This is a genomic window from Actinopolymorpha sp. B11F2, assembly GCF_040195635.1.
In the GTDB taxonomy this organism is placed as follows: domain Bacteria; phylum Actinomycetota; class Actinomycetes; order Propionibacteriales; family Actinopolymorphaceae; genus Thermasporomyces.
Genome location: NZ_JBEFTX010000011.1, coordinates 13,046 through 28,292, shown reverse-complemented (window position 1 = coordinate 28,292; position 15,247 = coordinate 13,046). Strand labels below are relative to the sequence as shown.

Sequence of the window (15,247 nt, the reverse complement as noted above, 5' to 3'; positions counted from 1 at the left end):
CCGTACGTGACGAGGGTTGGCCGCCTGGCTGCGAGGATTCCCGCCTGGCTGCGAGGATTCCCGCCGGGCTGCGAGGGTTGGCCGCCGGCTACGTGGGTTGGCCGCCGGCTACGTGGGTTGGCCGCCTGGTGTGGCGCCGGAGCCGGGACCCGGGCCCATCTGGGGCGGCGTCGTTCCCGGCGCTCCGGGTACGGCCGTCTGGCCAGACCCCGCCGCACCCCCGGAGCCGCCGAAGTCGATCGCGGGTGCCGCTCGGACCTGTGCCTCCTCGACCTCGAAGTACTCCGCCTTCGCGAACCGGAACTGCGCCGCGACGAGGCTGGACGGGAATGCCTCGACCCGGGTGTTGTAGCCCCGCACGTTGGCGTTGTAGAACCGCCGGCCGGCCGCGATGCGGTCCTCGGTTTCGGCGAGCTGCTGCTGGAGGCCGAGGAAGTTCTGGTCGGCCTTGAGCACCGGATAGTTCTCGACCACGGCGAACAGTTGGCGCAACGCGCCCGACAGCGCCGACTCCTGCTGGGCCCGGTCGACGAGACCGGCATCCCCGGCGATGGCGGCATTGCGGAGCCGGGCCACTTCCTCGAAGATCCCTCGCTCGTGGGCGGCGTAGGCCTTCACGGTCTCGACGAGGTTGGGAACGAGGTCGTAGCGCCGGTGCAGCTCGACGTCGACCTGTCGCCACGACTCCTGGACGAGGTTGCGTTGGCTGATGAAGCGGTTGTACGAAACGATGCCGCTGATCACGAGCAACCCGACCACTGCGACGGCGACGATGATCCAGATCACGAGGAATCCTCTGCTGCTCGACTGGCTGGCACCTGCGGATACTAGTGCCCGCTGGCGGACGTTCTGTGGCGTACGGGCAGTGGTGCGGTCACGCTGTGTTCCGTTCATTCCCATGGAGCGTCGACCTCGCGCGTCCGGCTTCGAGCGCCGCCCCTCACACTCGCGCGAGGCCATCACCCCTGCCGACCCGCGGCCCCAGGGACCCGCCCCAGGGACCCGCCCCAGGGATCGACGCCCCAGGGACCCGCCCCAGGCATCGACGCCCCAGGGATCGACGCCCCAGGGATCGACGCCCCAGGGATCGACGCCCCAGGGATCGACGCCCCAGGGATCGACGCCCCAGGGACCCGCGTCGCAGGGGATCGACGCCCCCAGGGACCCGCGCCCGGTCAGGTGGAGCCGAAGTCCTTCCACACGAAGGAGGGCACCAGCTCGATGATGTCGGCGAGCAGGTCGAGGCGCGCCACGATCGACGCCGGATCGGCGCGATCCTGCTCCCAGCAGACCAGGACGTCGCTCTCGATCCGCCAGCTGACCCCGCCTGACGCGGCAGCGGCGAGCAGGAGCTCCATCATCCTGGGATGGAGCATGGCCGTGCCGTAACGGTTGTCGTCGCAGTCGACCCGGTACGCCTGGTTGAATGCCTCACTCTCCAGCTCCAGGTCGCCGAACCCGAGCGCGCCGGCGACGCGGCCGCCGAAGATGCCTTCCGGCCGTACCTCGAGGTCGGGGAGCCGATGCGGCAGCGTCACCAGCCAGATGGCGTACTCGTGGGTCTTGGTGCTCCGGTTGTTGCCGCTGCCTGAGTCGGTTTTGTATTCGTAGTCGTACGCCACGATCTGCCGGCCACGATGGGTGCCGACGAGGACGTTCTCCGCCCGACGCGACCGGCCCTGCCCGAACGGCGTGCCGCTGTCGTCGCGGACGAACCGCGAGTCCTCTTCGTACCAGGTCCAGCCGTGGTCGGAGGCGAGCTTCTGCATGGCCCTCATGCGCTCCTGGTCGGCCTTCCAGCACAGGTACCAGAAGATGCCGGCAACGGCGGCGAACAGCACGACGATGAGGGCGGACTCGATCTGCATGCGGGCCTCCCGTTGCGGTTCCGGCGATCGCCGATCCGCGCTGGTGAGCCGGTCAGTGCTGGTGGGCCGGTCAGTGCTGGTGGGCCGGTCGGTGCTGGTGGGCCGGTCGGTGCTGGTGGGCCGGTTGGTGCTGGTGGGCCGGTCGTGCAGGCGGGTGGTCAGCGTCGGTCGGTGGCCAGGCCGAGGTCGGTGAGGCCATAGAGGTACCGGTACTCGAGTCCGGCCTCCTCGACCCGCTGGCGCGCGCCGGTGTCGCGGTCGACGATGACGGCGACCGCGACCACCTCGGCGCCGGCCTCTCGGAGTGCCTCGACGGCGGTGAGGACGGAGTTGCCGGTCGTGGACGTGTCCTCGACCGCGAGGACGCGCCGCCCGGTGACGTCGGGGCCTTCGATCCGGCGCTGAAGGCCGTGCTGCTTCTCGGACTTGCGTACGACGAATGCGTCGAGCCGACCATCCTCGGCTGCGGCGGCGTGCAGCATGGCGGTGGCCACCGGGTCCGCGCCCAGGGTGAGGCCCCCTACCGCGTCATAGTCGAGGTCATCGGTGAGGTGGCGCATCTGCCGGCCGACGAGCGGGGCGGCGGCGCCGTCAAGGGTGATCCGGCGGAGGTCGACGTAGTAGTCGGCAGTACGACCGGAGGACAGGACCACCCGCTCGTGGACGATCGCGCGTGCCTTGATCAGTGCGAGGAGCCGGTCGCGGTCACCGTCGGGATCTGAGCCGGGTGCGCGCTGGTCGGGGTCGGTACCAGGAGGGGACCCGGTGCCGGGGTGGTGAGGGACGGCTTCGGAAGCGTGGGGGCGGGGCGCAGTGGACACGACCAGGAAGCTTAGAGGGCCGCGGGGCCTCGTCCATGATCATGCGCGGCGTCTCGGGTGTTTTCTGCCGCAGAACGCCCCGACTTCCCGCGCATGATCATGGTCGCCCGCCGTCGCAGCGCGAGCCAGGTGAGCGGCCCGGCGGCGTCCGGGAGTCGTGCGAGTGCAGCTGTGCCGGGGGACGCGTCGGTGCGGTGCGAGACGGGTGATGGCCCGCGTGGTCAGCAGCCGTTGGTGCTGCGTACGACCGGGAACGGTCCGTCGGGTGAGAGTCGGCGAGCCGCGCCCTGGATGACGGGCGGGACGATCTCGGGCGGACGCGCGTTGCCGTCGCCGTTCTCGTCGAAGAGTTGTTCGTAGTGCAGGTGTGCGGCCTGCGTGCCCACCGCACCCACTCGCCCGATCGGCTGCCCCCGGCTCACCTCGTCGCCGGGGCTGACGGAGATGTCGTCCATGTGCAGGTACAGCGTGTACCACCGGCCGCCATGGTCGATCTTCACTCCGCCCGGGCGGACCAGCTGGCGCACCTCGCCGGCGGCGGAGGCGCGGACAACGGCGCCCCGGGTGGTCCCGTCCATGCGGAACATGTCGATCTTCGCGTCGTCGGGATTGTGCCCGCGATAGGTGCTGAGCCGCCACCGCTGGCCGCAGGCGAACGGGAGGGCGAAACCCGGCCGGGGCCCCGGCTCGTCGACGCTCAGACCGGGGATCGGCCCGAAGGCGCCACTCACACCGAACCAACGATCAGCTGCCCAGGCGAAAGCGACGATCCCGGTGAGGACTGCGAGAACGCTCGCGAGCGCGGCCCCGCGCCGGCCCTGCCGGGTCGCACTGCTCCGCCGGTCCTGCCAGATGGCTCGACCCTCATACTGGCGCACGCCGTCGCCCCGGTATTCCCGCGCGACCTGGCGTTGCGGTGCGACCTGGCGTTGCCGTGCGACCTGGTGTTGCTGTGTGACGGCGTTGGGTCCTGCGGCGTCGTACTGGTTCTGCCTGGGTGGTGCGTAATGGGTTTGTCTGAAAGCCGGCGGCCGATCGTGCGGGGCGTCCCGCCTGCGTTCGCCCATCACGCCCCAGCCCCGCTCCCACTCGCGCCTGCCCATGATCATGTTCGTGATCATGAAGGATTCGTGGCTCCATAGCCCAGTTTCCTTCCATGATCATGGATGGAACGACCCAGGTGGCGCTTCCCGTTCCCGCAGCACGCCCTGGCGGTCTTCGCGCCCGACCTTGCCGGACGGTTCTCGCCACCCACCTCTCACAGGCTCCTACGTGTCGCGCGCCTCTGTGGTTCGTACGGGCGGCGTTCCCGTGCGGGTTCCCGCCGCCTCCGCCCGCCGCCTCCGCCCGCCGCCTCCGCCCGCCGCCTCCGCCCGCCGCCTCCGCCTGCCGCACCCACCGGGCGGTTCTACCGGCGGCGCATCCGCAGTGCACGAGCGAACCGGCGTACCAGGACCCGCGGGCTGTGGCGGCTCGCCGTCGCCAGCACCCGGTAGCGCAGCGTCGGGATCAGCACCGGTGACGTACGCCCAGCCTCCAGGTGCCGCAGCGTCGGCTCCACGATCTCCTCCGGCTGGAGCCACATCCAGTTGGGCAGGCCGTGCACCCGCACGCCGGAGCGGTCATGGAACTCCGTACGGACGTAGCCCGGACACACCGCAAGCACCCGGACGCCGGTGCCGACGAGCTCAGCCGCGAGCCCTTCACTGAAGCTCGTCACCCACGCTTTCACCGCGCCGTAGGTGCCGTACGGCACGAAGCTGGCGATGCTGGAGATGTTGACCACCGCGCCGGTCCGCCGCTCGACCATTCCCGGAAGTGCCGCCATCGTGAGCCGCAGCACGGCCCGGACGTGGACGTCGAGCAGCCGCTCCTCGTCTTCGACCGGGCCGGCGACGATGGTGCTGGCGAGGGTGAAGCCGGCATTGTTGACGAGCAGGTCGACGGCGGGCTCGCCAGTGGACAGGCGCTCCTCGACGGTACGCAGAGCAGTGGCCTCGGCGAGGTCGGCGGGCAGGATCTCGCAGCTGATCCCGTGTGCGGTGCTGAGCGTCTCGGCGACGGAGCCGAGCCGGGCGACGTCGCGAGCCACCAGCACGAGGTCGTAGCCGCGGCGGGCGAGGGCCTCTGCGTAGGCTCGGCCGATACCTGAGGTGGGTCCGGTGATCAGGGCAGTCGGCATGACGAGGCAGCCTAGATGGCCAGTTCCAGGAGGAGCCGCCTGCCCTGCGGGTTGTCCGCTCGACTCACCGGCACCGCCTGACCGTCTACGCCGACACCTTCCGGGAGCCGTCGAACCATGGTCGGGACGCCGGCAGCCAGAGCAGGACGACGGCCGCGATACCGACGACGACCAGTGCCAAGCCGACGAAGGACAGCCCCTGCAGGTTGAAGAACACGTTGGCCACGGCGAGGATGCTGGCGGTCAGGCGCGCCCAGTTCTTGCCCCGGTCGTTCATCAGCGCGAGGAAGACCCAGAGCGCGATCATGATGATGCCGAGCACGATGATGAACGTGAACGTGTTGTTGGCCAGCGCCTCGGCCTGTTCGGGCGTGCCCTTCTGCCGTTCGACCGCCTTCTCCGCCTCGCTGCGGATCTGCTGTCGCGTCCCTGAGCTGAACAGCGACAGGAGCGAGGCGACGGACAGCGCGGCACCGACGTACATCAGGATGACGGCGATCCTGATCTCCCGCGGCTTGGTGACGGGACTGGCCGCCGCATCCTTCTCGCTGACCGGCCAGGACGGCATCGGCGGCGGGGGCGTCGGATCCCGGCGCTCCGGCTGCTCCTCCGGTGGCTTCGACTCACTCATGCGCGTCCTCGCTTCACCGCGAACCCGCATGAGGCCCGGTGGGCGCCGCGCTCACCGGGGCGCTCGCTCCACTCGCTCATGATGTCCTCCTGGGCATGTGCTCCGCCGCCGTACGTCCGCGCCGGTCTCGATCCACCCTTGATCCACTCACTGTGCAGGGCAACCTTGCCATCATCGGGTAGGTGCGGCGGCGGCCAACCTCGGACGCGCCGACCGCCCGGCGCTGGTCGGCCCCGGCCGCGGCACCGCGTCCGCTACGTACACAGCCTAGGCTGAGCGAACGTGACCCATCCACGCATGGCTGCCCGGCTGCACGGCCTCGGTACGACGATATTCGCTGAGATGTCCGCTCTTGCCGTACGTACCGGCGCGATCAATCTCGGCCAGGGGTTCCCCGACACCGACGGGCCGTCGTCGATGCTGGAGGCGGCGGTCGGGGCGATCCGGTCGGGCCAGCACAACCAGTACCCGCCGGGCATCGGCATTCCCGCACTCCGCACGGCGGTCACCGATCACCAGGATCGTTTCTACGACCTGTCGTACGACCCGGACACCGAGGTCCTCATCACCGCTGGGGCGACCGAGGCGATCGCGGCCGCGCTGCTGGCGCTCGTCGAACCGGGTGACGAGGTCGTCGCGATGGAGCCGTACTACGACTCCTACGCCGCCTGCATCGCGATGGCCGGCGGGCAGCGGGTGCCGGTGACGCTGCGGCCGCCGGAGTTCCGGCTCGACCTGGACGCCCTGCGGGCGGCGGTCGGCCCGCGGACCAAGGTGCTGCTCGTCAACACGCCGCACAACCCGACCGGCACGGTGCTCACGCCGGACGAGCTCTCGGCGGTGGCGGCCCTGGCGTGTGAGCGCGACCTGCTGGTGATCACCGACGAGGTCTACGAACATCTGGCGTACGACGGTGCTCCGCATGTCCCGCTCGCTTCGTACCCTGGCATGCGCGAGCGGACGGTCACGATCTCCAGTGCGGGCAAGACGTTCGCCGTCACCGGATGGAAGATCGGTTGGGTGTGCGCGACGCCCGAGCTGGTGGATGCGGTCAAGACGGCGAAGCAGTTCCTCACCTACGTGTCGGGTGGGCCGTTCCAGCCGGCGGTGGCGACGGCCTTGGCGCTGGACGATTCGTACTATGTCGAACTGCGAGACTCCTTGCAGGCAAAGCGAAACCTGCTTTGCGCTGGGCTGGCCGAGGTGGGGTTCGAGGTGTTCGTACCGCAGGGCACATATTTCGTGACCACCGACGTACGGTCGTTCGGGTACGACGACGGGGTCGAGTTCTGCCGGATGTTGCCCGAGCGGTGCGGGGTGGTGGCGATCCCGCACGAGGTGTTCTACGACGACAAGTCCGCCGGGCGTCCCCTGGTGCGGTGGGCGTTCTGCAAACGGGACGAGGTACTGGTCGAGGCCGTCGATCGCCTCGGTCGCGGTCTGCGGCGCTAGCGGTTCCCGCATCCCGCGCACTGCCCCGTTGCGCAAAGTCCCGTGCGCAGGTTGTCCGTGACCTTGTCGGAGGTATCTCGTCATGGAAGGCGAGATATCTCCGACAAGTTCACGGACAACCTTCAGCTCCCCGCCACCCCTCGGCTGCCGGCGGGTCGGGTATCGGATCAGGCGTAGAGGCGGGCGACTGCTTGGGCGGTTTCGGCGAGGAGGGTACGCAGCTCGACCGGCTCGAGGACCTCGGCGTCGATGCCGAACTGCAGCAGCTCATGTCGCGCGTGGGTGAGCGACTCGATCGGGATCACCGTGCGTACCCATCCCTCGGCGTCGGGCGGTCCGGCATTCGCCCGCGCCGCCCGTGCCGCCACCGGGCCCAGGTAGTAGCCGAGCAGGAACAGGCCACGCTCCGAGAACCGGACGACCGCCTCGCCCCGGTAGAGCCGCTCGCGGTACTGGTCCGACCAGTCCTGCCAGTACGCGGCGAGGTCGAAGTCGTCCACCCGCTCGAAGTGCTCGTCGCGGGTGGTGAGCGCGACGATCCGCGAGATCCGGTACGTACGCATGGCCGCGGCGGCACGAGCGGGCGGGTTGGGCTGCCGAGCTGCGGGAGGGGTCTCCTGCGCCAATGGGTTCGCGTGAGGGGTCTCCTGCGCCGATGGGTTCGGGGCGGGGGTGCCCTGCGCCGGTGCGTGTGGATGAGAGGTCCCCTCCTCCAGCGGCGCGGTGTGGGGCCGGGCCGCGAGGTACCACACGCCGGTCTTGAGGACCAGACCATGCGGTTCGAGGGTGCGGGACACCTCCCTGCGCGCCGATCCCGCGCGTACGTACCGGATCTCGATCACCCGCTGGTTCCACACCGCATCGGCCACACCGGTGAGGTGCCGGGGGCGCTCCACCTCGTGGAACCATCCGGGTGCGTCGAGGTGCACCCGCTCGCGGATCCGACCCGCGCGGGTCCGCAGCTCCGGCGGCAGGGCGGCCATGATCTTGAGCTGGGCCGCCGCCAGGACGCTGCCGAGGCCGAGTTCCGCGGCGGCCGGCTCCGGGATCCCCGCCACGAACAGCGACTCCGCCTCGTCACCGGTGAGTCCGGTCAGCCGGGTGCGGTAGCCGTCGAGCAGTTGGTAGCCGCCAGCCGGACCGCGGTCGGCGTACACCGGGACGCCCGCGGCGGACAGGGACTCGACGTCGCGGTAGACGGTACGGACGGACACATCCAGCTCGTTCGCCAGCTCACGCGCTGTCATCCGCCCGCGACCCTGGAGCAGCAGCAGGACGGAGAGTAACCGGCTCGCTCTCATCGCGTTGCTCCCTCCGGATCAGATCGCCGGTGACGTTGACTTCTGTCTGACGGGGCGACCCTCTGTCTGACCGCTGCCCGGCTCGCCGGCCGAAGCCTTGCCGCCTGAACCCCGAGGGCCTGGCTGAACCCTGACGGCTTGGCTGAACCCCCACCGCCTGGCTGGCCCGCTGACCGGGTGCCTGACCGCCGGATCAACCACAGTTTCGTCCCTGGTATCTGACAAGAACTGACAGGTATACCGGCGAGGCTGAGCCTAACCCTCGGGGCCCGAAGCGCCCACGTGCCGGCGTCCCGACGGGACCAGCAGACAGATGACGAGGAACGGAGTACGCACCATGACGACGCAGCCGAGCGGTACCGGCAGGTTCACCACCACCAGCTGGGAGGAGAAGCAGCCCGACGAGGCCCGGTCCGGGCCGCGCCTGGCCCATGCGTACACGACCAGCACGTTCGAGGGCGTCATCGAGGGCACCAGCGAGTCCGACTACGTGATGTATTACTCCGGCCAGGGTGAGGGCTGGGGTTCCGGGACCTACGCCGGCTACGAGCAGGTGACCGGGACCGTCGCCGGCCGCACGGGAACCTTCGTCCTTCGGCACGTCGGCGAGTTCGACGGCGCGAATGTCGGCGGCCGGTGGACCGTGGTCACCGACTCCGGCACCGGAGAGCTTGCCGGCATCTCCGGCGTGGGCGGCTTCACCAGCACCCATGGCGACCAGAGCACGCCCTACACGTTCGCGTACACCTTCGCCGGATGAGCACAGGTACGGATGAGCACAGGTACGGATGACATCCGCTCTGATGACACGGTCGAGGGAGGCTCTCCCCGCCGGCGAGGGTCGATCCGAGCCGAGGAGAAGGCGATGACGACGGACAATGCCGCACATTACGACGCCAGCCGCGCACGGATCGCCGGCCTCGTGCGAGACGCTGACCCCACCACCCCCGTCGGCGCATGCCCGGGTTGGACGATCGGCGACCTGGTGGCGCACCTCGCCGGGTGCCTCGGCGACTTCCTCGCCGGCAGGTTCGCGGTCGACGAGGGAGACGACTTCGGCGAACGCACCGTCCGCGAACGCCGGCACCAGTCCATCGGTGACTCGCTCGCCGAATGGGAGCGGAACCGGGCGACCGCGGACGAGGCCCTCGCCGGCCCGATGGGTGGCGTTCTCGTCGCGGAGGTCATCTCGCACGAGCAGGACGTCCGGCAGGCGGTCCGCGCGTCCCGCGTGCCCGACGCCGAGGCTCTCCGGGAGGCTCTCGTCCGCCCGTTGCAGGAGATCGAGCGTAAGGCTCGGGAGGCGAACCGCCCGGCGGTGCGGCTGGTCGTCGACGGTGAGCCCCGGCTGGTCGGCGTCGGCGAGCCCGGTGCCACCCTCACGGTGTCGACGTTCGACCTGCTGAGGATCGTCGGCGGGCGGCGGAGCCGGTCACAGACACGGGAACTCGACTGGTCCGGCGACGATCCGGAGCCGTACCTTGATGCGCTGACGATGTTCGGTGGGTTCCGCGACACGCCGCTCGAGGAGTGAGGTCACGATGGTGCTGACCGTTGACCGCCGGCAGGTGCTGGCGTACCGCGTCGCGGCGCACGGACTCGCCCGGGACGTCAAAGATCCGCGCGACCTCGGGGTGCTCGACCTGGGCATCCAGGACTCGCAGTTCGGCACGGCCCGGCTGGCGCTCGCCGCCCGGCTGCCGTTCGTACCCACGGCCGCCGCCGGCGACCCGGTGAGCGACGAGACGACGTACGCCCTGCTGTGGTCGTTCCGCGGCGCCCCGCACCTGCATCGGCGTACGGACCTGCCGGCGCTCACCGCCGCCCTCTGGCCGCTCGACGACGCTGACGCGATGACCCGGCTCGCGTCCGCCCGGAAGCCGATGGCGCAGGCGGGCATCTCCGGGCTGGAGGCGTTCACGGCCGCCGCCAAGGCGATGCGTGCCGTCGTCACCAAGGCCCTGCCGAAGGGCGAGGTGAGCGCCGGGGTGACGGCGGCCCTGTCGGACGCGTACGCCTATGCCTGCCGGTCATGCGCGTCGACGCATGTCTACGGGTCGATCTTCCAGCTGGTCGGGCTGCCGGCGGGGGTGCGGCACGTACCCGACCGGGCTCCGTTGACGTTGGTACCGCTGGAGGGGCGCTCGCGCGTGCCGACCAAGGCCGCTGGGACGGTGGATGTCGTACGTACGTACCTGCGCCTGCACGGTCCGGCGTCCGCGGCGGAGGCGGCGAGCTACCTGGGTACGACACAGGCGAAGGTCCGCACGGTCTGGCCCGACGACCTCGCCGAGGTGAGCGTCGAGGGGCGTCGGTGCTGGCTTCCGGAGGAGCAGCTGCTCTTGCTGCGTAAGGCTTCGCGGGCCCCCTACGTCCGACTGTTGCCGGCGCTCGATCCGTTCCTGCAGTCGCGCGATCGGGATCTGCTCGTGCCGGATCCTGGGCAGCAGAAGGTGTTGTGGAAGATCCTCGGCAACCCCGGGGCCCTGCTGGTGGACGGCGAGGTTGCCGGGACGTGGCGGGTCCGGGGTACGGGCAAGAAGAGGTTGACGGTGACGGTCGAGGCGTTCGGGACGCTGTCGGCGAAGGTGCGGGCGGCCATCGACGCCGAGGCGGCTCGTATCGCTCAGCTCCGCGAAGCGAGCGACGTCGCGGTGTCGTACGGCTCTGGGTGAGAGCGGCACCGGCGAGCGCGCCGGCGGGTGAGAGCGCCGGCGGGTGAGAGCGCCGGCGGGTGAGAGCGCCGGCGGGTGAGCGGGGCGCGGGTGAGCGGGGCGCCGGTGAGCGGGCCCTAAGCGGGAACCGAGCGGTGCGGGTACGGAACCGTGCGGGGCTGAGCCGCAAATGACCACGCTGCCCATGCCTGTAGCCGCCGGAACAGGTGTCGGTACCTGTCCAACGACCAAAGGCATGGGCAGCGTGGTCATTTGCCGCCGGCACGGGTGGGCAGCGTGGTCATTTACCGCTGGCCCCGCCCAGGCGAAGACCTCCCGGAGCGTGTCGCCTACGAGAGGCCGTTCTGGGTGAGCCACTCCTCGGCAACGGCGGCGGGGTTCTGCTTGTCCACCTCGACCTTCGCCACGAGGTCGCGCAGCGTCGGCGTGTCGAGGTTGGCCGAGACGCCGTTCAGCGCCTCCGTCACCGTGTCGGAAGCCTTGTCCTTGACGATCAACGGCACGACGTTCTGTGCGGTGAAGAGCAGCTTCGGGTCGTCGAGGACCACGAAGTCGTTCTGCGCGATGGCCGACTGGGTGGTGAACAGGTTGCCGGCGTCGACGCGTCCGCCCTTGAGCGCCGCGATCGTGAGCGGGCCCGCGACGTCGAGGGACGTGAACGACTTGAACTCCACGCCGTAGACCTCCTTCAACCCGGACACGCCGGTCGGCCTGGTCTTCCACTCCGGCGGCCCGCCGAGCACCAGGTCCTTGGAGTGCGGCGCAAGGTCGCCGATGGACTTCAGCTTGTACTTGTCGGCAGTCTCCTGTGTGACGACCACCGCGTCCTTGTCCTCCGCGGACGACTTCTCCAGGACGGTCAGATCGCTCGGCACGGCAGACTGCAGGGCGGTGTAGACCTCGTCCGGCTTGGCGGCCGTCGCCTCCTCGTCGAAGTACTGCAGCAGCACGCCGGTGTATTCCGGCACGAGGTCGATCGAGCCGTCCTCGAGGCCCTTGATGTAGGCCTCGCGGGCGCCGATGTTGAGCTTCTTCTCGACCTTGACGTCCTTGGCTTCCAGGGCGCCGGCGTAGATCTCGCCGAGCAGGACCGCCTCGGGGAAGTTGGCCGAGCCGACGGTGATCGTGTCGGCAGGTGCATCGGAGCCGTTGGGCGCCTCGGCCGTCTCCTCCGCCAGCGGATCGCCGCCGCCACCGCACCCGGCGAGTGCGAGGACGCTGACCGCGAGGGCCGCGAAGATCGTCCTTGTCGGTTTCATCAGGTGTCTCCTGTTCGGGTACGGACCTTGCGCAATCGGATGGATGGACTCGGATGGGTGTCGTACGGAACTCCGGCTGCCCCCGCGTCCGCCGCTACGCCGCGACGGGTTCGTGCTCGGTCGGGTCGGCCTCGACCTTTCCTGCGTCCTGCGTTCGGCGGCGCGCCGTGCGACGGCGGAGCCCCCGCGGCACCGCGAGCCACTGCGCCGCCGCCAGCACCAGTTCGACCACGACGGCGAGCGCCGCCACCAGCACCGCTCCCGCGAGCATCTGCGGATAGTCGCGGATCGCGATCCCGTCCATGACGAACTGGCCGAGCCCGCCCAGCCCGACGTACGCCGCGATGGTGGCCGTGGCGACGATCTGCAGCATCGCGCTGCGCAGGCCGGAGAAGACCAGCGGCAGCGCGCACGGTGCCTCGACCTTCGCGAGCACCTCGTGGCCGGTCATGCCCATGCCGTACGCCGCGTCCCGGGCGGCGAGGTCGACGCCCTGCACACCGGCGTACGTGCTCGTGAGGATCGGTGGAACGGCGAGGACGACGAGCACGGCGATGCTCGGCACCAGGAATCCGAGGTCACCGGGCAGCCGGCTGATCAGCGGCAGGGTGACGAGAATCAGCAGCCCGAACGTCGGAAGCGCGCGAAGCGCGTTGGCGAGCCCGGCGACCATGAAGGTGCCGCGGCCGGTGTGCCCGATGTACATGCCGAGCGGAATGCCGATGAGGGCGGCGAGCGTCAGGGCGAGCAGGGAGTAGCCCGTGTGCTCGATCAGCCGCTGCGTGATGCCTTCTGGGCCGCTCCAGTGAGCGGGGTCGGAGAGCCAGGCAGCGAGTTCCGCGATCATGCTGCGCTCCCTGCCCGTTGCCACGGGGTCAGTGCCCTGATCAGCCCGAGAATGATGCCGTCCAGAGCCAACGCGAGCACGACGCAGCCGAGAATGCCGACGATGAGCGGCGCCATGAAGTTCCGCGAGAAGCCGTCGGTGAACAGCAGTCCGAGTTCAGGGGTGCCGATGATCGCGGAGACGGCGACCAGGCTGACGTTGGACACGGCGGCGACCCGGAGCCCGGCGCCGATCACCGGCACCGCGACCGGCAGTTCGACGCTCGCCAGCCGCCGCAGCCGGCGGTAGCCCATCGCGGTCGCCGCCTGGAGTACGTCGTCAGGGACGGTGGCGAGGCCGTCGGCGACCGTGCGGACGAGCAGAGCGACGGTGTAGACCGTCAGCGCGGCGACGACGTTGATCGGATCGAGGATCTTGGTACCCAGGATCACGGGCAGCGCGACGAACAGCGCGAGCGACGGGATGGTGTAGAGCAGGCCGGTCACGCCGATCATCGGCGGGTAGAGGTGGCGGTGGCGCCGGGCCAGCCAGCCCAGCGGGATCGAGATCGCCAGCCCCAGAAGGAGAGGCAGCACCGACAGCCAGGCGTGCCAGGCGAAGTAGCCGCCCACCTGACCGGCGTTGCTGGTGAACCACTCGATCACCGCGGGGCTCCTGTCGTGGAGCCGGTGTCGTGCCCGCCGCGACCGGAACCTCCGTTGCTCCTGCCGTTGCCGGTCGTACCACCACCGTTGCCGCCCGCGGCATCGGACGTCGGCGGGTCGAGGAGGGCCAGAACGGTCGCCGTGCTGACCGCGCCGACCAACCGCCCGTCGTCGTCAGCCATCACGCCGCGACCTGTCGGTGAGGACAGGGCGGCGTCGAGGGCACTGCGCAGCGAGCCGGTGACGCTGCCGACTGTGCCGCCGCGGTGGAGGAGTTCGGGCGTCACCTCACTGGTCAGCCGACCGACGTCAACCCAGCCTTGCGGGCGTTGCCTGTCGTCGACGACGAGAACCCAGCCGTCGCGGGCCGTGGCGCGGGCGTGCTCGGCACTCGCCCCCAGCGCGACGGCGGGTTCGGGGTCGTAGGTGATGCCGTCGGCGGGCGTGAACGACAGCGCGCGATAGCCCCGATCCTTGCCGACGAAGCCCGCGACGAACTCGTCGACCGGTCGCGAGAGCAGCTCCTTGGGCGCGGCGAACTGCGCCAGCGTGCCGCCGGTCCGGAGGACGGCCACCTTGTCGCCGAGCTTGATCGCCTCGTCGATGTCGTGGGTGACGAACACGATGGTCTTGTCGAGCTCGTTCTGGAGGCGGAGGAACTCGTCCTGCAGGCCTTCGCGTACGACCGGGTCCACCGCGCTGAACGGTTCGTCCATCAGCATGACCGGCGGGTCGGCCGCGAGTGCGCGGGCGACTCCGACCCGCTGCTGCTGGCCGCCGGAGAGCTGAGCGGGGTAGCGCTTGGCGAGCTGGGCGTCGAGGCCCACCCGGTCGAGGAGTTCCATGGCCCGCGCGCGGGCCTTCGCGCGGTTCCAGCCCAGCAGGTAGGGAACGGTCGCGATGTTGTCGATCACCGTACGGTGCGGGAAGAGCCCCGCGTGCTGGATCACGTAGCCCATGCCGCGCCGGAGCTTGGCCGCGTCAGTGGCGGTGTTGTCGGCGCCGTCGACGAGGATCCGGCCGCCGGTCGGCTCCACCATGCGGTTGATCATCCGAAGTGACGTGGTCTTGCCGCAGCCCGACGGTCCGACCAGAACGGTGATCTCACCTGACTCGGCGCGCAGGTCCACGCCATCGACCGCCACGGTCCCATCGGGGTAGCGCTTGGTGACGGACTCGAACTCGATCACGTCGGCCCTCCTCGGTCGACGGGCGGACTGGCGGTCCGCACTGTGCCGCTGGTCGCCGTGCCTGACAGCCACCGTGGTCGCGGCGCCGGGATGGGCTCCGGATCACGTGCACCCGCTCCACCATAACGGTGCGTACGGACAAACCGGTCTGCGCGAAGGTCGCCCAGGAGCGGCAACAGCCAGTCGAACCTACCGGGCAGCACGGGAAAGGACCACGCGAGGTCGGCGAGGGAGCGGGTCCCGCCCTTCTCACCTTTCGGTTGGCGAGGAAATGACCACGCTGGGTATGCGTACTGACGCCAGGCGGGGTGCCGACGCCCTGTCACGACTCCGGCCGCATGGGCATTGTGGTCATTTCCCGCGAGGATCGCGAAACG

The 15,247-nt window shown here is 70.2% G+C and carries 15 protein-coding genes; 4 read left to right on the top strand and 11 right to left on the bottom strand.

What is annotated here, in order from left to right; translation table 11 throughout:
• Window positions 1-108 precede the first annotated feature (108 nt).
• The 6 genes from ABN034_RS19920 to ABN034_RS19895 form a co-directional block, all read right to left on the bottom strand.
• Window positions 109-894: a LemA family protein gene (locus tag ABN034_RS19920; protein WP_349692493.1), complete on the bottom strand. Its 786-nt coding sequence runs from the start codon at window positions 892-894 to the stop codon at window positions 109-111.
• Between the two features lie 281 nt (window positions 895-1,175).
• Window positions 1,176-1,868: a hypothetical protein gene (locus ABN034_RS19915; RefSeq protein WP_349692492.1), complete on the bottom strand. Its 693-nt coding sequence runs from the start codon at window positions 1,866-1,868 to the stop codon at window positions 1,176-1,178.
• 158 nt (window positions 1,869-2,026) lie between these two features.
• Window positions 2,027-2,554, bottom strand: a complete 528-nt coding sequence (gene pyrE, locus ABN034_RS19910; protein WP_349692673.1) for an orotate phosphoribosyltransferase — start codon at window positions 2,552-2,554, stop codon at window positions 2,027-2,029.
• 356 nt (window positions 2,555-2,910) lie between these two features.
• The gene (locus ABN034_RS19905) at window positions 2,911-3,810 is read right to left on the bottom strand and encodes a M23 family metallopeptidase (protein ID WP_349692491.1); all 900 of its coding nucleotides are present in this window, start codon (window positions 3,808-3,810) and stop codon (window positions 2,911-2,913) included.
• Between the two features lie 287 nt (window positions 3,811-4,097).
• Window positions 4,098-4,871, bottom strand: coding sequence for an SDR family NAD(P)-dependent oxidoreductase (locus tag ABN034_RS19900; protein ID WP_349692490.1), 774 nt, complete (start codon window positions 4,869-4,871; stop codon window positions 4,098-4,100).
• Between the two features lie 85 nt (window positions 4,872-4,956).
• A complete protein-coding gene (locus tag ABN034_RS19895) occupies window positions 4,957-5,502 on the bottom strand; it encodes a hypothetical protein (protein WP_349692489.1) in 546 nt (181 codons plus the stop codon).
• 282 nt (window positions 5,503-5,784) lie between these two features.
• Between ABN034_RS19895 and ABN034_RS19890 the strand changes: the two genes are divergently transcribed.
• The gene (locus tag ABN034_RS19890) at window positions 5,785-6,954 is read left to right on the top strand and encodes a pyridoxal phosphate-dependent aminotransferase (protein ID WP_502879064.1); all 1,170 of its coding nucleotides are present in this window, start codon (window positions 5,785-5,787) and stop codon (window positions 6,952-6,954) included.
• Between the two features lie 167 nt (window positions 6,955-7,121).
• Here the strand turns inward: ABN034_RS19890 and ABN034_RS19885 are convergent, their stop codons facing one another.
• Entirely contained in the window at window positions 7,122-8,255 is a 1,134-nt protein-coding gene (locus ABN034_RS19885; RefSeq protein WP_349692488.1) for a helix-turn-helix transcriptional regulator, read from the bottom strand.
• Between the two features lie 337 nt (window positions 8,256-8,592).
• Here ABN034_RS19885 and ABN034_RS19880 point away from each other — a divergent pair, with 337 nt between their 5' ends.
• The 3 genes from ABN034_RS19880 (at window position 8,593) to ABN034_RS19870 (ending at window position 10,930) form a co-directional block, all read left to right on the top strand.
• Complete coding sequence (locus tag ABN034_RS19880; RefSeq protein WP_349328270.1) at window positions 8,593-9,015, top strand: DUF3224 domain-containing protein; 423 nt, start codon at window positions 8,593-8,595, stop codon at window positions 9,013-9,015.
• 105 nt (window positions 9,016-9,120) lie between these two features.
• Window positions 9,121-9,789, top strand: a complete 669-nt coding sequence (locus ABN034_RS19875; RefSeq protein WP_349692487.1) for a maleylpyruvate isomerase family mycothiol-dependent enzyme — start codon at window positions 9,121-9,123, stop codon at window positions 9,787-9,789.
• Between the two features lie 7 nt (window positions 9,790-9,796).
• Window positions 9,797-10,930, top strand: a complete 1,134-nt coding sequence (locus ABN034_RS19870; protein ID WP_349692486.1) for a winged helix DNA-binding domain-containing protein — start codon at window positions 9,797-9,799, stop codon at window positions 10,928-10,930.
• Window positions 10,931-11,259: 329 nt separating this feature from the next.
• On the opposite strand, the gene ABN034_RS19865 is transcribed toward ABN034_RS19870, so the two are convergent.
• The 4 genes from ABN034_RS19865 to ABN034_RS19850 form a co-directional block, all read right to left on the bottom strand.
• On the bottom strand, window positions 11,260-12,189 hold the full coding sequence (locus ABN034_RS19865) for an ABC transporter substrate-binding protein (RefSeq protein WP_349692485.1): 930 nt from the start codon (window positions 12,187-12,189) through the stop codon (window positions 11,260-11,262).
• A gap of 94 nt (window positions 12,190-12,283) precedes the next feature.
• Complete coding sequence (locus ABN034_RS19860) at window positions 12,284-13,036, bottom strand: ABC transporter permease (RefSeq protein WP_349328266.1); 753 nt, start codon at window positions 13,034-13,036, stop codon at window positions 12,284-12,286.
• The gene (locus ABN034_RS19855) at window positions 13,033-13,680 is read right to left on the bottom strand and encodes an ABC transporter permease (protein WP_349328265.1); all 648 of its coding nucleotides are present in this window, start codon (window positions 13,678-13,680) and stop codon (window positions 13,033-13,035) included. Before ABN034_RS19855 ends, ABN034_RS19860 begins: the two co-directional genes overlap by 4 nt.
• On the bottom strand, window positions 13,677-14,870 hold the full coding sequence (locus ABN034_RS19850) for an ABC transporter ATP-binding protein (RefSeq protein WP_349692484.1): 1,194 nt from the start codon (window positions 14,868-14,870) through the stop codon (window positions 13,677-13,679). The genes ABN034_RS19855 and ABN034_RS19850 overlap by 4 nt, the downstream gene beginning before the upstream one ends.
• Between the last annotated feature and the right edge of the window lie 377 nt (window positions 14,871-15,247).

Bases quoted from the DNA above. Each gene is read 5' to 3' on its own strand.
- ABN034_RS19865 (WP_349692485.1), bottom strand. From the start codon at position 12,189: ATGAAACCGACAAGGACGATCTTCGCGGCCCTCGCGGTCAGCGTCCTC.
- ABN034_RS19885 (WP_349692488.1), bottom strand. From the start codon at position 8,255: ATGAGAGCGAGCCGGTTACTCTCCGTCCTGCTGCTGCTCCAGGGTCGC.
- ABN034_RS19860 (WP_349328266.1), bottom strand. From the start codon at position 13,036: ATGATCGCGGAACTCGCTGCCTGGCTCTCCGACCCCGCTCACTGGAGC.
- ABN034_RS19915 (WP_349692492.1), bottom strand. From the start codon at position 1,868: ATGCAGATCGAGTCCGCCCTCATCGTCGTGCTGTTCGCCGCCGTTGCC.
- ABN034_RS19875 (WP_349692487.1), top strand. From the start codon at position 9,121: ATGACGACGGACAATGCCGCACATTACGACGCCAGCCGCGCACGGATC.
- ABN034_RS19895 (WP_349692489.1), bottom strand. From the start codon at position 5,502: ATGAGTGAGTCGAAGCCACCGGAGGAGCAGCCGGAGCGCCGGGATCCG.
- ABN034_RS19905 (WP_349692491.1), bottom strand. From the start codon at position 3,810: ATGATCACGAACATGATCATGGGCAGGCGCGAGTGGGAGCGGGGCTGG.
- ABN034_RS19880 (WP_349328270.1), top strand. From the start codon at position 8,593: ATGACGACGCAGCCGAGCGGTACCGGCAGGTTCACCACCACCAGCTGG.
- ABN034_RS19900 (WP_349692490.1), bottom strand. From the start codon at position 4,871: ATGCCGACTGCCCTGATCACCGGACCCACCTCAGGTATCGGCCGAGCC.
- ABN034_RS19920 (WP_349692493.1), bottom strand. From the start codon at position 894: ATGAACGGAACACAGCGTGACCGCACCACTGCCCGTACGCCACAGAAC.
- ABN034_RS19870 (WP_349692486.1), top strand. From the start codon at position 9,797: ATGGTGCTGACCGTTGACCGCCGGCAGGTGCTGGCGTACCGCGTCGCG.